Source organism: Oscillospiraceae bacterium (assembly GCA_035353335.1).
Lineage (GTDB): Bacteria > Bacillota > Clostridia > Oscillospirales > JAKOTC01 > DAOPZJ01.
This window is the reverse complement of sequence record DAOPZJ010000003.1, coordinates 89,853-103,244: the sequence shown is the minus strand read 5'-3', so window position 1 is coordinate 103,244 and position 13,392 is coordinate 89,853. Positions and strand designations below refer to the sequence as shown.

At 53.5% G+C, this 13,392-nt stretch carries 17 protein-coding genes; 9 read left to right on the top strand and 8 right to left on the bottom strand.

Annotated elements, in window-relative coordinates; translation table 11 throughout:
• Positions 1 to 314 (bottom strand): hypothetical protein (locus PKH29_01670; GenBank protein ID HNX13546.1); only part of this gene is annotated, 314 nt, incomplete at its 3' end.
• Between the two features lie 43 nt (positions 315 to 357).
• Here PKH29_01670 and PKH29_01665 point away from each other — a divergent pair.
• The 3 genes from PKH29_01665 to PKH29_01655 all read left to right on the top strand — a co-directional run bounded on the left by PKH29_01665 (position 358) and on the right by PKH29_01655 (position 2,030).
• On the top strand, positions 358 to 1,197 hold the full coding sequence (locus PKH29_01665) for a membrane dipeptidase (GenBank protein ID HNX13545.1): 840 nt from the start codon (positions 358 to 360) through the stop codon (positions 1,195 to 1,197).
• Positions 1,198 to 1,287: 90 nt separating this feature from the next.
• Positions 1,288 to 1,641, top strand: a complete 354-nt coding sequence (locus tag PKH29_01660; GenBank protein ID HNX13544.1) for a sulfite exporter TauE/SafE family protein — start codon at positions 1,288 to 1,290, stop codon at positions 1,639 to 1,641.
• Complete coding sequence (locus tag PKH29_01655; protein HNX13543.1) at positions 1,638 to 2,030, top strand: sulfite exporter TauE/SafE family protein; 393 nt, start codon at positions 1,638 to 1,640, stop codon at positions 2,028 to 2,030. The genes PKH29_01660 and PKH29_01655 overlap by 4 nt, the downstream gene beginning before the upstream one ends.
• 64 nt (positions 2,031 to 2,094) lie before the next feature.
• Here PKH29_01655 and PKH29_01650 read toward each other — a convergent pair whose 3' ends face one another.
• Complete coding sequence (locus tag PKH29_01650; GenBank protein HNX13542.1) at positions 2,095 to 2,280, bottom strand: DUF1540 domain-containing protein; 186 nt, start codon at positions 2,278 to 2,280, stop codon at positions 2,095 to 2,097.
• A gap of 121 nt (positions 2,281 to 2,401) precedes the next feature.
• On the opposite strand from PKH29_01650, the gene PKH29_01645 reads away from it, so the two are divergent.
• The gene (locus PKH29_01645) at positions 2,402 to 3,088 is read left to right on the top strand and encodes a metallophosphoesterase (GenBank protein ID HNX13541.1); all 687 of its coding nucleotides are present in this window, start codon (positions 2,402 to 2,404) and stop codon (positions 3,086 to 3,088) included.
• Between the two features lie 61 nt (positions 3,089 to 3,149).
• Positions 3,150 to 4,037, top strand: a complete 888-nt coding sequence (locus tag PKH29_01640) for a prolipoprotein diacylglyceryl transferase (protein ID HNX13540.1) — start codon at positions 3,150 to 3,152, stop codon at positions 4,035 to 4,037.
• Between the two features lie 109 nt (positions 4,038 to 4,146).
• On the opposite strand, the gene PKH29_01635 is transcribed toward PKH29_01640, so the two are convergent.
• The 6 genes from PKH29_01635 to PKH29_01610 form a co-directional block, all read right to left on the bottom strand.
• Entirely contained in the window at positions 4,147 to 5,250 is a 1,104-nt protein-coding gene (locus tag PKH29_01635) for a sialidase family protein (GenBank protein ID HNX13539.1), read from the bottom strand.
• Positions 5,251 to 5,588: 338 nt separating this feature from the next.
• Complete coding sequence (locus PKH29_01630) at positions 5,589 to 5,762, bottom strand: hypothetical protein (GenBank protein HNX13538.1); 174 nt, start codon at positions 5,760 to 5,762, stop codon at positions 5,589 to 5,591.
• A gap of 67 nt (positions 5,763 to 5,829) precedes the next feature.
• Positions 5,830 to 6,084: a hypothetical protein gene (locus tag PKH29_01625; protein HNX13537.1), complete on the bottom strand. Its 255-nt coding sequence runs from the start codon at positions 6,082 to 6,084 to the stop codon at positions 5,830 to 5,832.
• Positions 6,085 to 6,197: 113 nt separating this feature from the next.
• Complete coding sequence (locus PKH29_01620) at positions 6,198 to 6,557, bottom strand: SpoVA/SpoVAEb family sporulation membrane protein (GenBank protein HNX13536.1); 360 nt, start codon at positions 6,555 to 6,557, stop codon at positions 6,198 to 6,200.
• 21 nt (positions 6,558 to 6,578) lie between these two features.
• A complete protein-coding gene (locus PKH29_01615; protein HNX13535.1) occupies positions 6,579 to 6,800 on the bottom strand; it encodes a hypothetical protein in 222 nt (73 codons plus the stop codon).
• Positions 6,797 to 7,603 carry a stage V sporulation protein AD gene (locus PKH29_01610; protein ID HNX13534.1) on the bottom strand — a complete coding sequence of 269 codons (807 nt, stop codon included), beginning with the start codon at positions 7,601 to 7,603 and terminating at the stop codon, positions 6,797 to 6,799. Before PKH29_01610 ends, PKH29_01615 begins: the two co-directional genes overlap by 4 nt.
• A gap of 112 nt (positions 7,604 to 7,715) precedes the next feature.
• Here PKH29_01610 and PKH29_01605 point away from each other — a divergent pair, with 112 nt between their 5' ends.
• The 4 genes from PKH29_01605 to PKH29_01590 all read left to right on the top strand — a co-directional run bounded on the left by PKH29_01605 (position 7,716) and on the right by PKH29_01590 (position 13,390).
• Positions 7,716 to 9,161 (top strand): NAD(P)/FAD-dependent oxidoreductase, encoded by a 1,446-nt coding sequence (locus PKH29_01605; GenBank protein ID HNX13533.1) that lies wholly within the window; start codon positions 7,716 to 7,718, stop codon positions 9,159 to 9,161.
• Entirely contained in the window at positions 9,158 to 10,441 is a 1,284-nt protein-coding gene (locus PKH29_01600) for an FAD-dependent oxidoreductase (protein HNX13532.1), read from the top strand. Before PKH29_01605 ends, PKH29_01600 begins: the two co-directional genes overlap by 4 nt.
• Positions 10,438 to 10,791, top strand: coding sequence for a DUF1667 domain-containing protein (locus PKH29_01595; GenBank protein HNX13531.1), 354 nt, complete (start codon positions 10,438 to 10,440; stop codon positions 10,789 to 10,791). The genes PKH29_01600 and PKH29_01595 overlap by 4 nt, the downstream gene beginning before the upstream one ends.
• 124 nt (positions 10,792 to 10,915) lie before the next feature.
• Positions 10,916 to 13,390, top strand: a complete 2,475-nt coding sequence (locus PKH29_01590) for a cation-transporting P-type ATPase (GenBank protein HNX13530.1) — start codon at positions 10,916 to 10,918, stop codon at positions 13,388 to 13,390.
• The last annotated feature ends 2 nt before the right edge of the window (positions 13,391 to 13,392 follow it).

The following is a 13,392-nucleotide window of genomic DNA, read 5'->3' as shown; positions in this document are numbered from 1 at the left end:
CAGGGTACGGCGACAATGCCTTTTTTGCGAAACGCCGTGCGGACATCGAAACCGCAGAACTGACGCCCGGGTTCGATCGCTTTGCAGAGTTTTTGGAGCCAGCCGGCGAGCACCGAAACCGTGATATATTCGAGCGGATGCGTACCGGCCAGAAACAACACGCAGTCGTCACCGCCGAGTTTGATATACGGGATCTCCCTGCCTCCTGCCGAGCTGCCCGCGCTGCCCAAGTGCACAAACTCATAGCGGGCAAGTTCTCCGCAAGAGCGGCAGAGCTGCGAATAAAACGAACCGCCGACCGTAAATTTCGCCATGATGACCACTCCCCGACAAATCTATGAAAGGAGCTTGCAAATTATGAATCTTTTTGATCTGCACTGCGATACGGCGACCGCCGCATTTGACGCGGGCAAACCCCTTTCCGGGCTTTCTCTGCCGCTTTTAAAAAGCCCGTACCGGAAGTGGGTTCAGACGTTTGCGATTTGCATCGACGCGACCGATAAATCGGAAGCCCGGGCAGCCTTTGAAAAAGTGACCGGCTTTTTGGCGGAGCAGCTTCCATGCTTTCCCGGCTTGACGCCGCTGCTCGCAGTCGAAAACTGCGGCAATCTGATCCGGGACCCGGACGGGGATGCCGCGATGCTGAAAGAGCGGGGTTTTCAAATCGTCTCGCTGTCCCACAACCCTGACAATCCGCTGTGCGGCGGCATCAAAGGCGACGGCAGAGGGCTCTCGGAGACCGGAAAAGAAGTTATCCGCGCTCTGGCGCAAAACGGAATCACGCTCGACTGCTCGCATTGCTCCGATCAGGCGTTTTGGGATGTCTGCAAGACGACGGACAAGGTTTTCATCGCGACACATTCCGATTCGAGAAGCGTCTGTAAAGAGACGCGAAATCTGACCGATGAACAGGCAATGGAGATCTTTCGGCGCGGCGGTATTGTCGGCTTGAATTTTTACGGGGTGTTTTTGGGAAACGGCGGATCGGTACGAGCGCTGATGTCTCACATCGAGCGGTTTTTTGCTTTGGGCGGCGAAAAGCATCTTGCGATCGGAAGCGATTACGACGGCGCTGCGATCGCGAAGGAGCTGTTCGATTTGGTAAAAGTCGAAAAGAGGATAGCGAAGGAATTCGGGCAGGAAGCCGCGGACGGGATTTTCTATGACAACGCGGCGCGATTTTTCGGTTATAGGTGAAACCGCTGAAAATCAAACACAAAAATATGTGGTAAGCGGCTTAATAAATAATACAAAATCCCCGGAGCAAAATAGTCCGGGGGTGGTTTATTGAAAAAACTTTTGTCTTGGGCGTCAGGCGCGGTGGCCGGGCTGGTTGCCGGTCTATTCGGGGCCGGCGGCGGGATTTTCGCGGTTCCGATGCTCGAGCAAGCCGGGTTTGATCAAAAACATTCACACGCCGACACGGTTGCGCTGGTACTCGCCGTATCGGTTCCCGGTGCGATTTTAGCTTGTGTCAAAGAGCCGAATATCCTGCCGCTCGCGCTGCGGTATGTCGGCGGAACGCTCGCCGGCGGTGTCGCTGCGGCGATTTTATTAGTCAAACTGCCTCCGAAAGTGATCCGCGTCTCATTCGGCATTTTATTGCTGCTCTCGGCGATCCGGTTGGCGGTGAGTTCGTGAGCTGGGTCTGGGATACGCTTGCAGCGCTCGTGTCCGGGTGGTTTGCCGGACTCGGCTTCGGCGGCGGCTGGATTTTATACGCCTATGTAATCGGGTTCGGGCTGGCAAGCGGAAGCGAGGCGCGCGGGCTGGTTCTGCTTCTTTTTATTCCGAGCGCGGTGATCTCTCTGATCGGGCATACCAAAAACGGACTGGTCGACTGGAAGGAGATCTGGCCCGGGATTCCGCTCGGCATCGCGATGCTCTTTCTGGGATTTTGGCTGTATACGAAAGCGAGCGAAAGCGCGCTGCGAATTGTTTTGATTGCGCTTTTATCAGTGGTCGGACTTGTTGAGACGGTTGGCGGATTGCGCATGAAAAGTCCGAAAGGAATCGAAAAAAACGAATGATGAATCAGAAAAAGCGGCTGCGTATAAAATGCGCAGCCGCTTTTTGACTCAAAATATTTATTCGCTACGGCGGTTCACCGGATTCACGGGATTTAAAGGTGTCACAGAAGGTCTGTTCGCTGCGTTTTGCGGCACCCGGCCCGACTTTGATGGCTTTCGCGCTGCATTCCTTCTTACCGCTGTGATAAATACAGTTTTGCACCCCGCAGTCAATTTTGTCCCCGCCGGGGGTTTTTTCCGTGTATTCCATATCGGCCTGTTCCTTTCGCGTTTTTCTGTTCCGTTTCGGGGAACTCCTGTTTTATTGTGCGATTTGACGGGCTTATTTATGTATGCTAAAATAACATCACGGACATTTTTCTGGGGGCTACATGGGCGTTTTTACGATAGCGGATCTGCATCTTTCGTTTTCGGTTGATAAACCGATGAATATCTTCGGCGGCTGGAACGATTATACCGGCCGTCTCGAAGCTTCGTGGAATAAACTCATCAGGGACAGTGATTTCGTTGTGCTCCCGGGCGACATCAGCTGGGCGATGGACCTTGCCCGGGCGAAAGCCGATTTTGCGTTTGTCAACGCGCTGCCCGGAACAAAGTATATCATGAAAGGCAATCACGATTATTGGTGGAACACCGTCAAAAAGATGAATGAGTTTCTGGCTTTGAATGGGTTTTCGACGATCAAATTCATCCACAACAGCGCCGAGGCCGCCGGGAATATCGCCGTATGCGGGACGCGCGGGTGGTTTTATGACCTCGCCGACAGCGCCGATAAAAAAGTTTTAAACCGCGAGGTCGGGCGGCTGCGGATGTCGGTTGAAGCGGCAAAAAAAACAGGATTGGAACCCGTGGTTTTTTTGCACTATCCCCCGCTCTACGGAGAATACCGCTGCAATGAGATCATGGACGTGCTGATTGAAAACGGCATCAAACGGTGTTATTACGGCCATCTGCATGCACAGAGCCATAAAAAGGCCATGACCGGGCCGCATGAAGGCATCGAGTTCCGGTTGATCTCGGCGGATTATCTGAAGTTCGTACCGGAGCTTGTGCGATGACGCAGGCTGCCGGTTGAATAAGAAAGTATGAAAACAAATCTGATTTGAAAGGAATCTTTTTATGTATCCGGAAATCAATTTGCTCGGACTGCACATCCAAACCTACGGCGTGATGGTGTTGATCGGATTTTTCGCCGCGCTTTTCACGGTGAAAATACGGACTAAAAACGCCGGGCTCAAGACCGACGTCTTCTATCTGTCGGTCTGGGCACTCGTCGGCGGATTTATTCTGGCGAAGGTGCTCTATTGGATCACGGTTGCGGGACGGATGATCACGGCGATCGGAAATATCGGCGGCACAATTACATTCGGGGAGTTTTTCAAGGACTACATACTGTCCGGGTTTGTGTTTTACGGCGGTCTGATCGGCGGCGCGATTGCGGTCATCTGGTATCTGCATGACGAACGGCAGAAAGTTTCAGACTTTGTCAACATCATCATGCCCGCGATTCCGCTTGCGCAGGGGTTCGGGCGCATCGGCTGCTTTTTCGCGGGATGCTGTTACGGCGACGTCTGCATCACGGCCGATATGATTCTGCCGGTGCAGCTGGTCGAGGCAGCTTGCAACTTCGCCATTTTCGGCATTATGCTGCTCTTGCTGAGAAACAAAAAACGGCCGCTCGGGCTTGCGTTATATCTTATTTTATATTCAATCGTTCGGTTCGTGCTGGAATTTTTCCGGGAAGATACGATCCGCGGCAATGTCGGAGCGCTATCGACCTCGCAGTTTATCGGCATTTTCTTGTTCGTAATCGGCATTTTGCTGTGGATCTTTGAAAAACCGTTCTACGATTTCCTCGACAAACTGGTATTGAAACCGACCCGAAAAATGAAAAAAGAAGCCGCGGCCGCAAAAACAGCGGATGCATCAGAAAAAGGGGAAAAAGCGGAATCAGAGACCGGCGAAACGGCCGGCTCGGATAAGCCTGACAAAAAGGAAGACCGATAGCGCAATAAACAAACCCCCGCCGCCCGTTTCGGGCGGCGGGGGTTTTTGGTTATAATCGAAAAGATAAAAAAAGCGACGCCTCCCCCCAGAAATGCGCGGCGATTCGGCCTTACATCGCAGGAATTTCCCAGATTGAGTACATGATTTCGGGCGGGGTTTGGATGTCGTGCTTTTGATAATAAAGCGTCAGGATGCGGCCGTCTTTCAGTTCAACCGAGGCCGGATAACCGAGGTCGGAATTCGGCGCGTCGTCGCGCAGAATGAGTTCTTCGCTCCAGGTCCTTCCGTCGTCGTTTGAAATCTTCGCGCGCTCGCCGAAGGGTTCGCGGCGATAACCGTAGACCAGTACCAGTGTTCCCGATGAATGCACAAGCACCTGCGGAGGCGAACCGAATTCGACGGTTTTGTGCGGCGCTGTCCACGTTTTACCGCCATCGGCGGATTCGGTCTGATAGACGCAAAAGACACGTTCGCTGTAATTGCCGTTTTTCAGTTCGCCCTGCACGCGGATGGTGCCAAGCAGCGTGTGATCGGGCAGTTCGGCGATGTGCGCTTCACAAAAGTATAAACCCTTCCGCGGGTTTTCAATCGCGGCATATTTTTCCCAATTCCCGCCGTCGGGGCTGAACCAGACTTCAAGAACGTTTTTTTCGGGAGTGAGCTGTTTTTGTTCCTCGTAGACCTTGGGGTTGCCCATATAGAGCAGACCGCCGTTTTTGAGCGCGCAGGGACCGTGCGGCGCGGTGACGGGCGCATGGCGAACTTCACTCCAGGTGATTCCGTTGTCTTCGCTGACGGCATAAGTGGAGCCGTAAAATCTTTTTTCAAGCTCACCGGTGATGCGGTTTTCGGAAAAATAAGCGTTTTTCATGGTCTCGGCAAATTGATTGTCGCACGGAAAATCCTTTTGAATACGGATATAATGATTAAAAGAGGTCACGATGATTTTGTCGCCGTTGAAGACCGTCACGCCGGCGTCGCGGTCATCGAGCGGGGTATCGATGATGATCTGCGGGCGGGTCCAGGTCTTTCCCTCATCAAAACTGCGGCATAAGATCGCCTTGCCGAACGGGCAGACATGCGCGAGCCGAAGGCCCGAACAGACCGCAATCAAATCGCCTTTCGGCCCCCGGCAGACACTCGGCCAGCCGTTATAGGAAAACACCGTATCGCGTGAAGGAATCACATAGCCGTTTTCGGTTTTAATTTTCAAAAAATCAAATCCTTTCGGTTTTTATTTGTAATTTTCTCTGGTAATATTTTTAGATCCGGGGAATTTTTTTGAAACGAAAAACCGACCGAAAATTTGTTAGGCGTTTGCAGTTTTTATTATAACAATTCAAGCGGTTCATGTAAAGTTTTAACACAAATATTTCGCGGTTTACAGCAGAAAATATTCGGGACGCGAACCCTCGCGTCAATCGATCGAAAAGAAAAGGAACAGGGAAAAATGAAAAAACTTTTGTATATCGCGGTTGTCGCGGCGATATGTGCGGCCGTTACGGCTTGCGCAAAGGGCAATACAAGTTCGGCTTCGAGCCGGGTATCCTCTTACCGCCCAAGTTCGGTGATGAGCAGCGTTCCGAGTATGGTCACCAGCCCGCTGACAAGTTCCATGACGAGCCCTCTGACCAGTCCGATGACCAGCCCGCTGACCAGTTCTTCGGTAAGCCCGGTCAGTTCAATGTCAAGTTCGGCATCCTCGAAATAAGGCTCATCGGGCATTCGATAAAACCGAAAAAGCCCCCCGTTCCGCATGAGAAACTGCGAACGGGAGGCGTTTTTGGCTTTATCAGAGCACTTTGATCAGGATGCCTGCAATAGCGGCACCGAGTGCCGTGAAACCCGCCATTTTGCAAATCGCGGGGAAAACGAGTTTTCTCGGCGGCGGTAACTCTTCTTTTTTGGAAAAAATGCGCGCCGCCTCGTCGTAGATGCGGGTCTGGTCGGCAATATTTTTCGGATTGACGATTAAAATCGCCCGCTCAAAATAGCGGCTGCCGGTATCCACTACTTCGATGACCTGCTTATTGACTCCCTTTACCATATCCATATTCTCCCGTCTGCGGACGAAATAACCGATTTTCGTACCTATTTTTTCCGGATAACGACGGGATATTCGATACGATGAAAAGTTTTATTTATAAACGGGCTTTCGATTTATTTTTCACGCGGTTTGGAAAGAACCGCCGCCAAAAAGGCGAAAACGATGACTGCCGCGATTCCCGCCGATGTCGCTGTCAGCCCTCCTGTCAAAACGCCCAATGCGCCCTTTTCCGAAACCGCCTGTTTGACGCCGTTCGCAAGTGTGATGCCGAACCCGATGATCGGCGCGGTGATGCCCGCACCCACCGCGTCGACCGCCGCGTCGGAAAACCCGAAGGCCGCGAGCAACACGCCGAGGCCGATGAGGGTAACCAATATCCGGGCGGGCGTAATCTTGGTCTTGTCAATCAGAATCTGGCAGATCAGGCAGATCATTCCGCCCACCGCGTAGACCGTCAGATATTTTAAAAACATAGGGTTGTCCCTTTCCGTATTTTACGATTTTGAGGCAAACTGGACGGTATGAGCGACCGCCGGAATAACCTCGCCCTGAAAGACGCTGACAGGACTCATCAGAGCGCCGGTGCCGACGAATAATACGCTTTTCAGTTCTCGTTCGCAGAGTTTTGCATAGATCATCGAATTGAGCACGGAAGCCGAACAGCCGCAGCCCGAACCGCCGCATCCGAATTTTTTTTCGGAATTGTCATAGATCATGCAGCCACAGTCCTTAATCTTCTCAACGGTATCGAGACATCATCTTTTAAGATCCGGCGGGTCATAGCCAAACCGAGTTCACCGAGATCGCCGGTCAAAATCAAATCAAAATCATCCGGTGTCTGGTTGGTATCCGACAAAAAGCCCGAGATTGCTTCGGCGGCGGCGGGAGCCATCGCTGCGCCCATATTGCCGATATCTTTGATGCCGAGTTCGGTGATGACGCCGAATCTTGCCGCTTTTAAAACCGGAGCGCCCCGGTTTTGACAGGATTCATCCGAGGCGATGATTGCCGCGCCTGCTCCGGTGACGGTCCATTGCGCGGTCGGAGGCCGTTGCCCTCCGTATTCGAGCGGGTAACGATATTGCCTTTCGGCGGTGCAAAAATGGGAGGATGTCACCGCGGCCGTCCTGCCCGCCGCGCCGCTTTCGATAAATAACCCCGCCAGCGCAAGCGACAGCGCCATCGTTGAGCAGGCTCCGTAAAGGCCCACAAACGGGACCGAGAGGGCTTTTACCCCGAAACTCGAGGCGATGCACTGGTTTTCGAGGTCGCCGCTGAAGACCATATCGAGCGACGAGGCATCAAGCCCGGTTTTTTCAAGGGCTTTGAGCAGCGCCGTCTGCTGCATAATCGCCTCGGCCTGCTCCCAGGTTTTCTGGGTGAAATAAGAATCGTCGCTTTTAATATCGAACCACCGCCCGAGCGGCCCGTCGGCCTCTTTTTTGCCCACAATCGTGCCGGTGGATTCGACACGGGGAGTATGGTCAAAAATCAACGAAAATTTGCCGGTTCTGCGCAAAAAAACACCTCATTCAACCGAAAAGTCGGCATAATTTCATCAGATAGTATTTACATAATGCGCCAAAATATTGTATAATATTTAATCAGCAATGATAGTTTCGGAGGCGTTTATGAGCAAATCTTACGACATCGCGATCATCGGCGCAGGTGTCTGCGGATGTGCGGCTGCCTTTGAATTGTCGAAATATGATGTTTCGTCAGTTTTGATCGAGCGCGAACCCGACGTCTCTATGGGCACGACCAAGGCAAACAGCGGGATTATCCATGCGGGATTCGACGCCGAACCGGGCACCTTGATGGCGAAATATAACGTCAAAGGCGCGGCAATGATGCCAAAACTCGCAAAAGAGCTTTCGGTCGAATATGAACAGATCGGTTCTCTGGTCGTCGCGTTTGACGATGCGGACCAAAAGACGCTGGGGGAACTTTATCGGCGCGGAATACAAAACGGGGTAAATGTCGAACTGATCGGAAAAGAGCGGCTGCACGGGATGGAGCCGAATCTGTCGGACAGCGCAGTTGAAGCGCTTTGGGCGCCTGAGGCCGGGATTGTCTCACCGTGGGATCTGTGTCTCGCGTTCGCCGAGACCGCCGTAAAAAACGGCTGCGAACTGAGATTAGACAGCCCTGTGACCGGGATGAAGCGGGAGAACGGGGTTTGGAAAATTACAATCGAAGAAAAAACGATTGCGGCGCGCTGCGTAATCAATGCCGCGGGACTGTTTTCCGATAAGATCGCCGAAATGGCGGGCGCGGAAAAATTTGAGATCAAACCGGTCAAGGGTCAGTATTATCTGCTCGACCGCTCACAGGGCAATGTTTTTTCGCATGTGATGTTTCAATGCCCGTCGGCGGCCGGGAAAGGCGTTTTGATCTCGCCGACGGTCACCGGAAACCTGCTGGTCGGGCCCGATGCGGCGGCGCAGTTGTCGCGCATCGACTTCGGCACCGACAAAAACGCGCTTTCTTATGTCAAAGAACGCGCCGATGTCGACACCGACGCGGTCAACTACCGTGAAAATATCCGTAATTTTGCGGGGCTGCGGGCTTACAGCGACCGGGGCGACTTCATCATCGGGCCGGATAACAAATCCGAAAACTTCATCAACATCGCGGGTATGAAATCGCCGGGGCTGACCTCGGCAGCGGCAATCGCGCTCGATCTGCCCGGTATGATCCGCGGATTCGGGCTGGAAATGAAGCCGAAAAATGAGGTTGTTACAACCCGGAAAAAGGTGCGGTTTGCCTCGGCGAATGAAACGGAGCGAAAGTCATTGATCGCAAAGAATCCCTCTTACGGGCGGATTGTCTGCCGCTGCAACACGATCACCGAGGGCGAAGTGTTGGATGCCCTGCATTCTCCGATTCCGCCGAAGACGCTTGACGGTGTGAAACGTCGCTGCGGGACAGGTATGGGGCGCTGTCAGGGCGGATTCTGTTCGCCGCTCGTGCATGAATTGATCTCGCGCGAACTGGGCATCCCCTATGAAAAAGTCGAAAAGGAAAAGGCGGGCTCTTATATCGTGACCGGGCCGACCAAAGAGACCGGAAAATGAGAATGAATTTAAAAAAGGTTCAGCTTGCCGTGATCGGTGCGGGCCCGGCGGGTATGGCCGCGGCCAAAGCTGCCTGGGAAAACGGAATCCGTGATATCGTGATTTTGGAACGCGGGAGCGTGCCCGGCGGGATTCTGCCGCAGTGCATCCACAACGGCTTCGGACTGCACCGTTTTCGTGAAGAACTGACCGGGCCGGAATATGCGCAGCGGGACCTTGAACTGTTAAAACAAACCGGCGTTGAAATTTTATGCGACACGATGGTGCTGTCGATTTCGCCGGAAAGACACATTGACGCGGTCGGAAAAGAGTCCGGATACCAGTCGTTCACGGCGGATGCGATTATTTTGGCGATGGGCTGCCGGGAGCGCACCGCAGGCGCGATTTCGCTGGCGGGCAGCCGGCCGAGCGGGATTTTTTCCGCCGGGACCGCGCAGCGCTATATCAACATCGAGGGGTATATGGTCGGCAAAAAGGCCGTCATTCTCGGGTCGGGCGACATCGGGCTGATTATGGCGCGGCGTATGACGCTGGAAGGAGCAAAGGTCGAGGCAGTTGTCGAATTGATGCCTTATTCAAACGGGCTGACCCGAAACGTGGTGCAGTGTCTGGAGGACTACAACATCCCGCTGTATCTGTCGCACACGGTCACGAAAGTGCACGGAAACGCGCGGGTCTCGGGGGTGACGGTTGCCAAGGTCGACGAACACCGGACGCCGATGACCGGAACCGAATTTAATATCGACTGCGATACCTTGCTGTTATCGGTCGGGTTGATCCCCGAAAACGAGCTCAGCAAGACCGCCGGGGTGGCGCTTGACCCGCGTACTAACGGCGCAGTGGCGGACGAGAATATGCAGACCGAAACCGAGGGGATTTTTGCCTGCGGGAATGTGCTGCATGTGCATGATCTCGTGGATTTTGTGAGCGCCGAGGGCGAAAAAGCCGGAAAAGCGGCGGCGGAGTACTTGAAAAACGGAGTGTGCGAAAAGGGCGGATTTATTTTAGTTAAAAACGGCTCCGGAGTCGGATATACCGTGCCGCAGCGGATCTCAAAAGACTGCAAAAAGCCCGTTACGGTGTTTTTCCGGGTGAACCGGGTCTATAAAAAAAGTGAAATCTTTGTTACTGACGAAAACAACGAGATGATGACTTTTAAACGAGATCGGATGGCTCCCGGTGAGATGGAGCGGATCGTGATTTCTCCGGATAAGCTCAAGGGCTGCAAGATCATCACCGTCGGCGCGAGAACGGTTTCGGATCAGGGGGCTTCGGTATGAAAGAACTGACCTGCATCGTCTGCCCGAAAGGCTGCACGCTGCAAGTGGATGAAAAGACCTTTAAAGTCACGGGCAACTCCTGTTCCCGGGGTTCGGATTACGGCGCGCAGGAGGTGAGAGATCCCCGGAGAACCCTAACCACGACCGTGATTTTGGAGGGTGCGGCAAGAAAACGCCTTCCGGTCAAGACCGACCGCACGATTCCGAAATCGACGATGTCAGCATGTGCAGCCGCGACGAACGGCATTGTCGCAAAAGCTCCGGTCAAAGCAGGTGATGTAATCGTTGAAAACTTGCTCGGTACCGGCGTTAATCTGATTGCCGGGTGCGATATGGAAATCCGGCAATAAAACCGCAGAATAAAGAGTCCTTTTTCATTTTACCGCTGACGAGCCGGGCCGTTTCAGAGCGGCAAGCAGATAACTTCCCGCGTTTGTTTGCGGCAGCCGCCGCTACTGTCGAAAGGAGGCCTTTATGGGATGGCATGATATCACGCTCTCTGAGGTCGCTTCTCAGCTCAAGACCGACACCGCCGTGGGACTGACTTCGGCGGCGGCGAGGCAGCGTGCCAAAAAATATGGGCGGAACCGATATGAACCGGCTTTGAAGCCGGATAAAAACCCGATTTTAAAAGCTGCGCTGCGCCCGGGGACGTTGGTTTTCGCCGTCGCGGCGGCCTTTTGCGCGATTGCGGACAGAAAGGCGATTTGGGCGGTTTTGATCGTGGCCGTTGCGTTAACGGATCTGGTATTTTCTCTGATTCGAAACGGACGCGAGCGGCAGATCCGGATGCAGTTGGCGGGCTCGATACGGCAGCGGGCGACGCTGGTTCGGGACGGAAATCGTCTTGAGGCCCATGCCGAGGTTTTGGTGCCGGGAGATCTGATTTTCGTCACAGCGGGAGACGTGATTCCGGCGGATGCGCGGCTTGTGGCAAGTTCTAATCTGTTCTGTGACGAATCGGCATTATTCGGCGTGGGAAGACTCACTAAAAAAGATCAAATGTCGGCGGTGCGCGAGGATGATCCGATTGACGAGCGCACCAATATGATTTATTGCGGCTGTGGCGTGACCGAGGGCAACGCGTTGGCGATCGTGACCGAAACCGGAAAACGCACCGAATTCGCGCGGCTGCGTTCCAGGACAGTATCGACTCCCGAAAAACGCTCGCCTCTTGAAAAGATGTTTTACAGTAATCAAACCACGTTTGCGGTGACGGCATCCATTTTGGGCACGGCGGCGCTTTTGCTTCCGAAGTTTTTCCCCGATGCCCTGACTTATTCCGGAGCGTTTTCTACGGTTTTTCTTGCGGTGGGAATTGCGTTGAATTTTGGGCCTGCAGCGGATATGCGTTCCGGCCTCTGCGCCGAGGCGCTTGAATCAGCCGGGAGCGGGATGACCTTCCGCAATCCCGCGGATATCGAGAAATGTGCCGAAATTTCGATGGTCTGCTCGGACATCGATGTATTATACGCCAAAAAGCGAATGAGAGTCGTCAAGGTATGGACACAGTTAGGCGCTAAAAATTATGACCCGAACGATGAAGATCAGGCAGCGGTGCTTCGGCTTGCGGCGCTTGGATTAGGATGTGAGTTTGACGGTGACGATGTTCCGGTCTATCGCGGCAGGGACGCAAAAACCAAGGCAATTTTGACTGCGGTTGAGGAAAACGGCGGTCTTTTTAAATTGTTTTCGGATTTTAACCGGGCGCTCGGGACGAGCGACGGTGAGATCACCGCGGCTGCGGTTATATACGGTAAAGTGAAGCTCGCGGTCGCGGTCGGAAGCGCGGAAACTCTTTTAATCCACTGTGACGAACCGCTGCTCGATGCCAGAGAAGCCGCTGCGGACATGGAGAGAGGCGCTGCGGAGGTCATCGTTGTTGCCGTAAAAAAACTGCGCGCCGACACCGAATCGGAACCGGAGGGATTTATGGCAGCCGGAATGATTGCCGTTCAAAACGAACTTTCAGCCGGATTGACGCAATATTGTGACGACCTTTATCAAAACGGGATCACTCCGGTTATTTTGACGGCGAAAAGCAAGACGGTGACCGAGGCCTACGGGCGAGCGCTCGGCGTCTTGTGCGCTGACGAAAAAGTAGCAGCGGCGAGCGAGGCAAATATCGCCGACCCTGCTGTCAGAGCTTATGCGGACTGTTCGGTGCGCGACTGCATCAAAATTATCAAGAGCTGCCGGTCGCGCGGGGAAAACGTCTCGGTGATTGGTTCGGAATGCGCCCAAAATAATCTTCTGGAAGCTGCCGATCTGGGGGTAGCGGCGTCCGACGCCTGCGATATGATCCGAAACCACGCCGGGCTGGTGCTTTCAGCCGATACCAACCGTGAATTTTCGGATGCGGTAAAAAAGTCCCGGCGCTGTATCACAGCCGTAAAAAACAGTGCGCTGTTCGGCACAGCCGCCGCGGGTGCGATTTTTTCGACGTTGATTATAATATTTTTATCCGGAAGAGCAGCATTTGAACAGGCGGCTGCGCTGCTCGTTTTCGCTGCGGTAAAGTTTCTGTTGATTCCGAAAATACAGAGGCAGGAGTTTAAAGGAGTGTTGGTGAGTCCGGGCGCGAAATACAACCGACGTACTGCGATGCATGCGCTTTTGGTTTCGATTTACTTAACCGGCGCCTCGATCGGATGTTCGTTTCTGGGCGCAGGTTCCGAAAGAGCCGGAAGTTTTATAGCCCTTGCCTGCGGCACCTGCATTGCCGGGCTGTGCTTTTGTGATGAAAAGACACTTCTCGGGAGCGCAATCTTTTCAAACAGAGGGCTCTTAATATCGGTAACCGGAACTTTTTGGGCTTTTGCGCTGTTTGGATATCTGCTGCTTGAGCCAGGAGCTCCCTACCCGTTTTTGGCACTTGCCGCCGCGGTCTGCGTACTTCCGTTTTCGGAGATTACGAAATGGATTTTGAAACGGAAAAAGGATGAATGAAA

Bases quoted from the DNA above. Each gene is read 5' to 3' on its own strand.
- PKH29_01645 (HNX13541.1), top strand. From the start codon at position 2,402: ATGGGCGTTTTTACGATAGCGGATCTGCATCTTTCGTTTTCGGTTGAT.
- PKH29_01620 (HNX13536.1), bottom strand. From the start codon at position 6,557: ATGTTTTTAAAATATCTGACGGTCTACGCGGTGGGCGGAATGATCTGC.
- PKH29_01650 (HNX13542.1), bottom strand. From the start codon at position 2,280: ATGGAATACACGGAAAAAACCCCCGGCGGGGACAAAATTGACTGCGGG.
- PKH29_01595 (HNX13531.1), top strand. From the start codon at position 10,438: ATGAAAGAACTGACCTGCATCGTCTGCCCGAAAGGCTGCACGCTGCAA.
- PKH29_01665 (HNX13545.1), top strand. From the start codon at position 358: ATGAATCTTTTTGATCTGCACTGCGATACGGCGACCGCCGCATTTGAC.
- PKH29_01640 (HNX13540.1), top strand. From the start codon at position 3,150: ATGTATCCGGAAATCAATTTGCTCGGACTGCACATCCAAACCTACGGC.
- PKH29_01590 (HNX13530.1), top strand. From the start codon at position 10,916: ATGGGATGGCATGATATCACGCTCTCTGAGGTCGCTTCTCAGCTCAAG.
- PKH29_01625 (HNX13537.1), bottom strand. From the start codon at position 6,084: ATGGTAAAGGGAGTCAATAAGCAGGTCATCGAAGTAGTGGATACCGGC.
- PKH29_01615 (HNX13535.1), bottom strand. From the start codon at position 6,800: ATGATCTATGACAATTCCGAAAAAAAATTCGGATGCGGCGGTTCGGGC.
- PKH29_01605 (HNX13533.1), top strand. From the start codon at position 7,716: ATGAGCAAATCTTACGACATCGCGATCATCGGCGCAGGTGTCTGCGGA.
- PKH29_01600 (HNX13532.1), top strand. From the start codon at position 9,158: ATGAGAATGAATTTAAAAAAGGTTCAGCTTGCCGTGATCGGTGCGGGC.
- PKH29_01630 (HNX13538.1), bottom strand. From the start codon at position 5,762: ATGCCCGATGAGCCTTATTTCGAGGATGCCGAACTTGACATTGAACTG.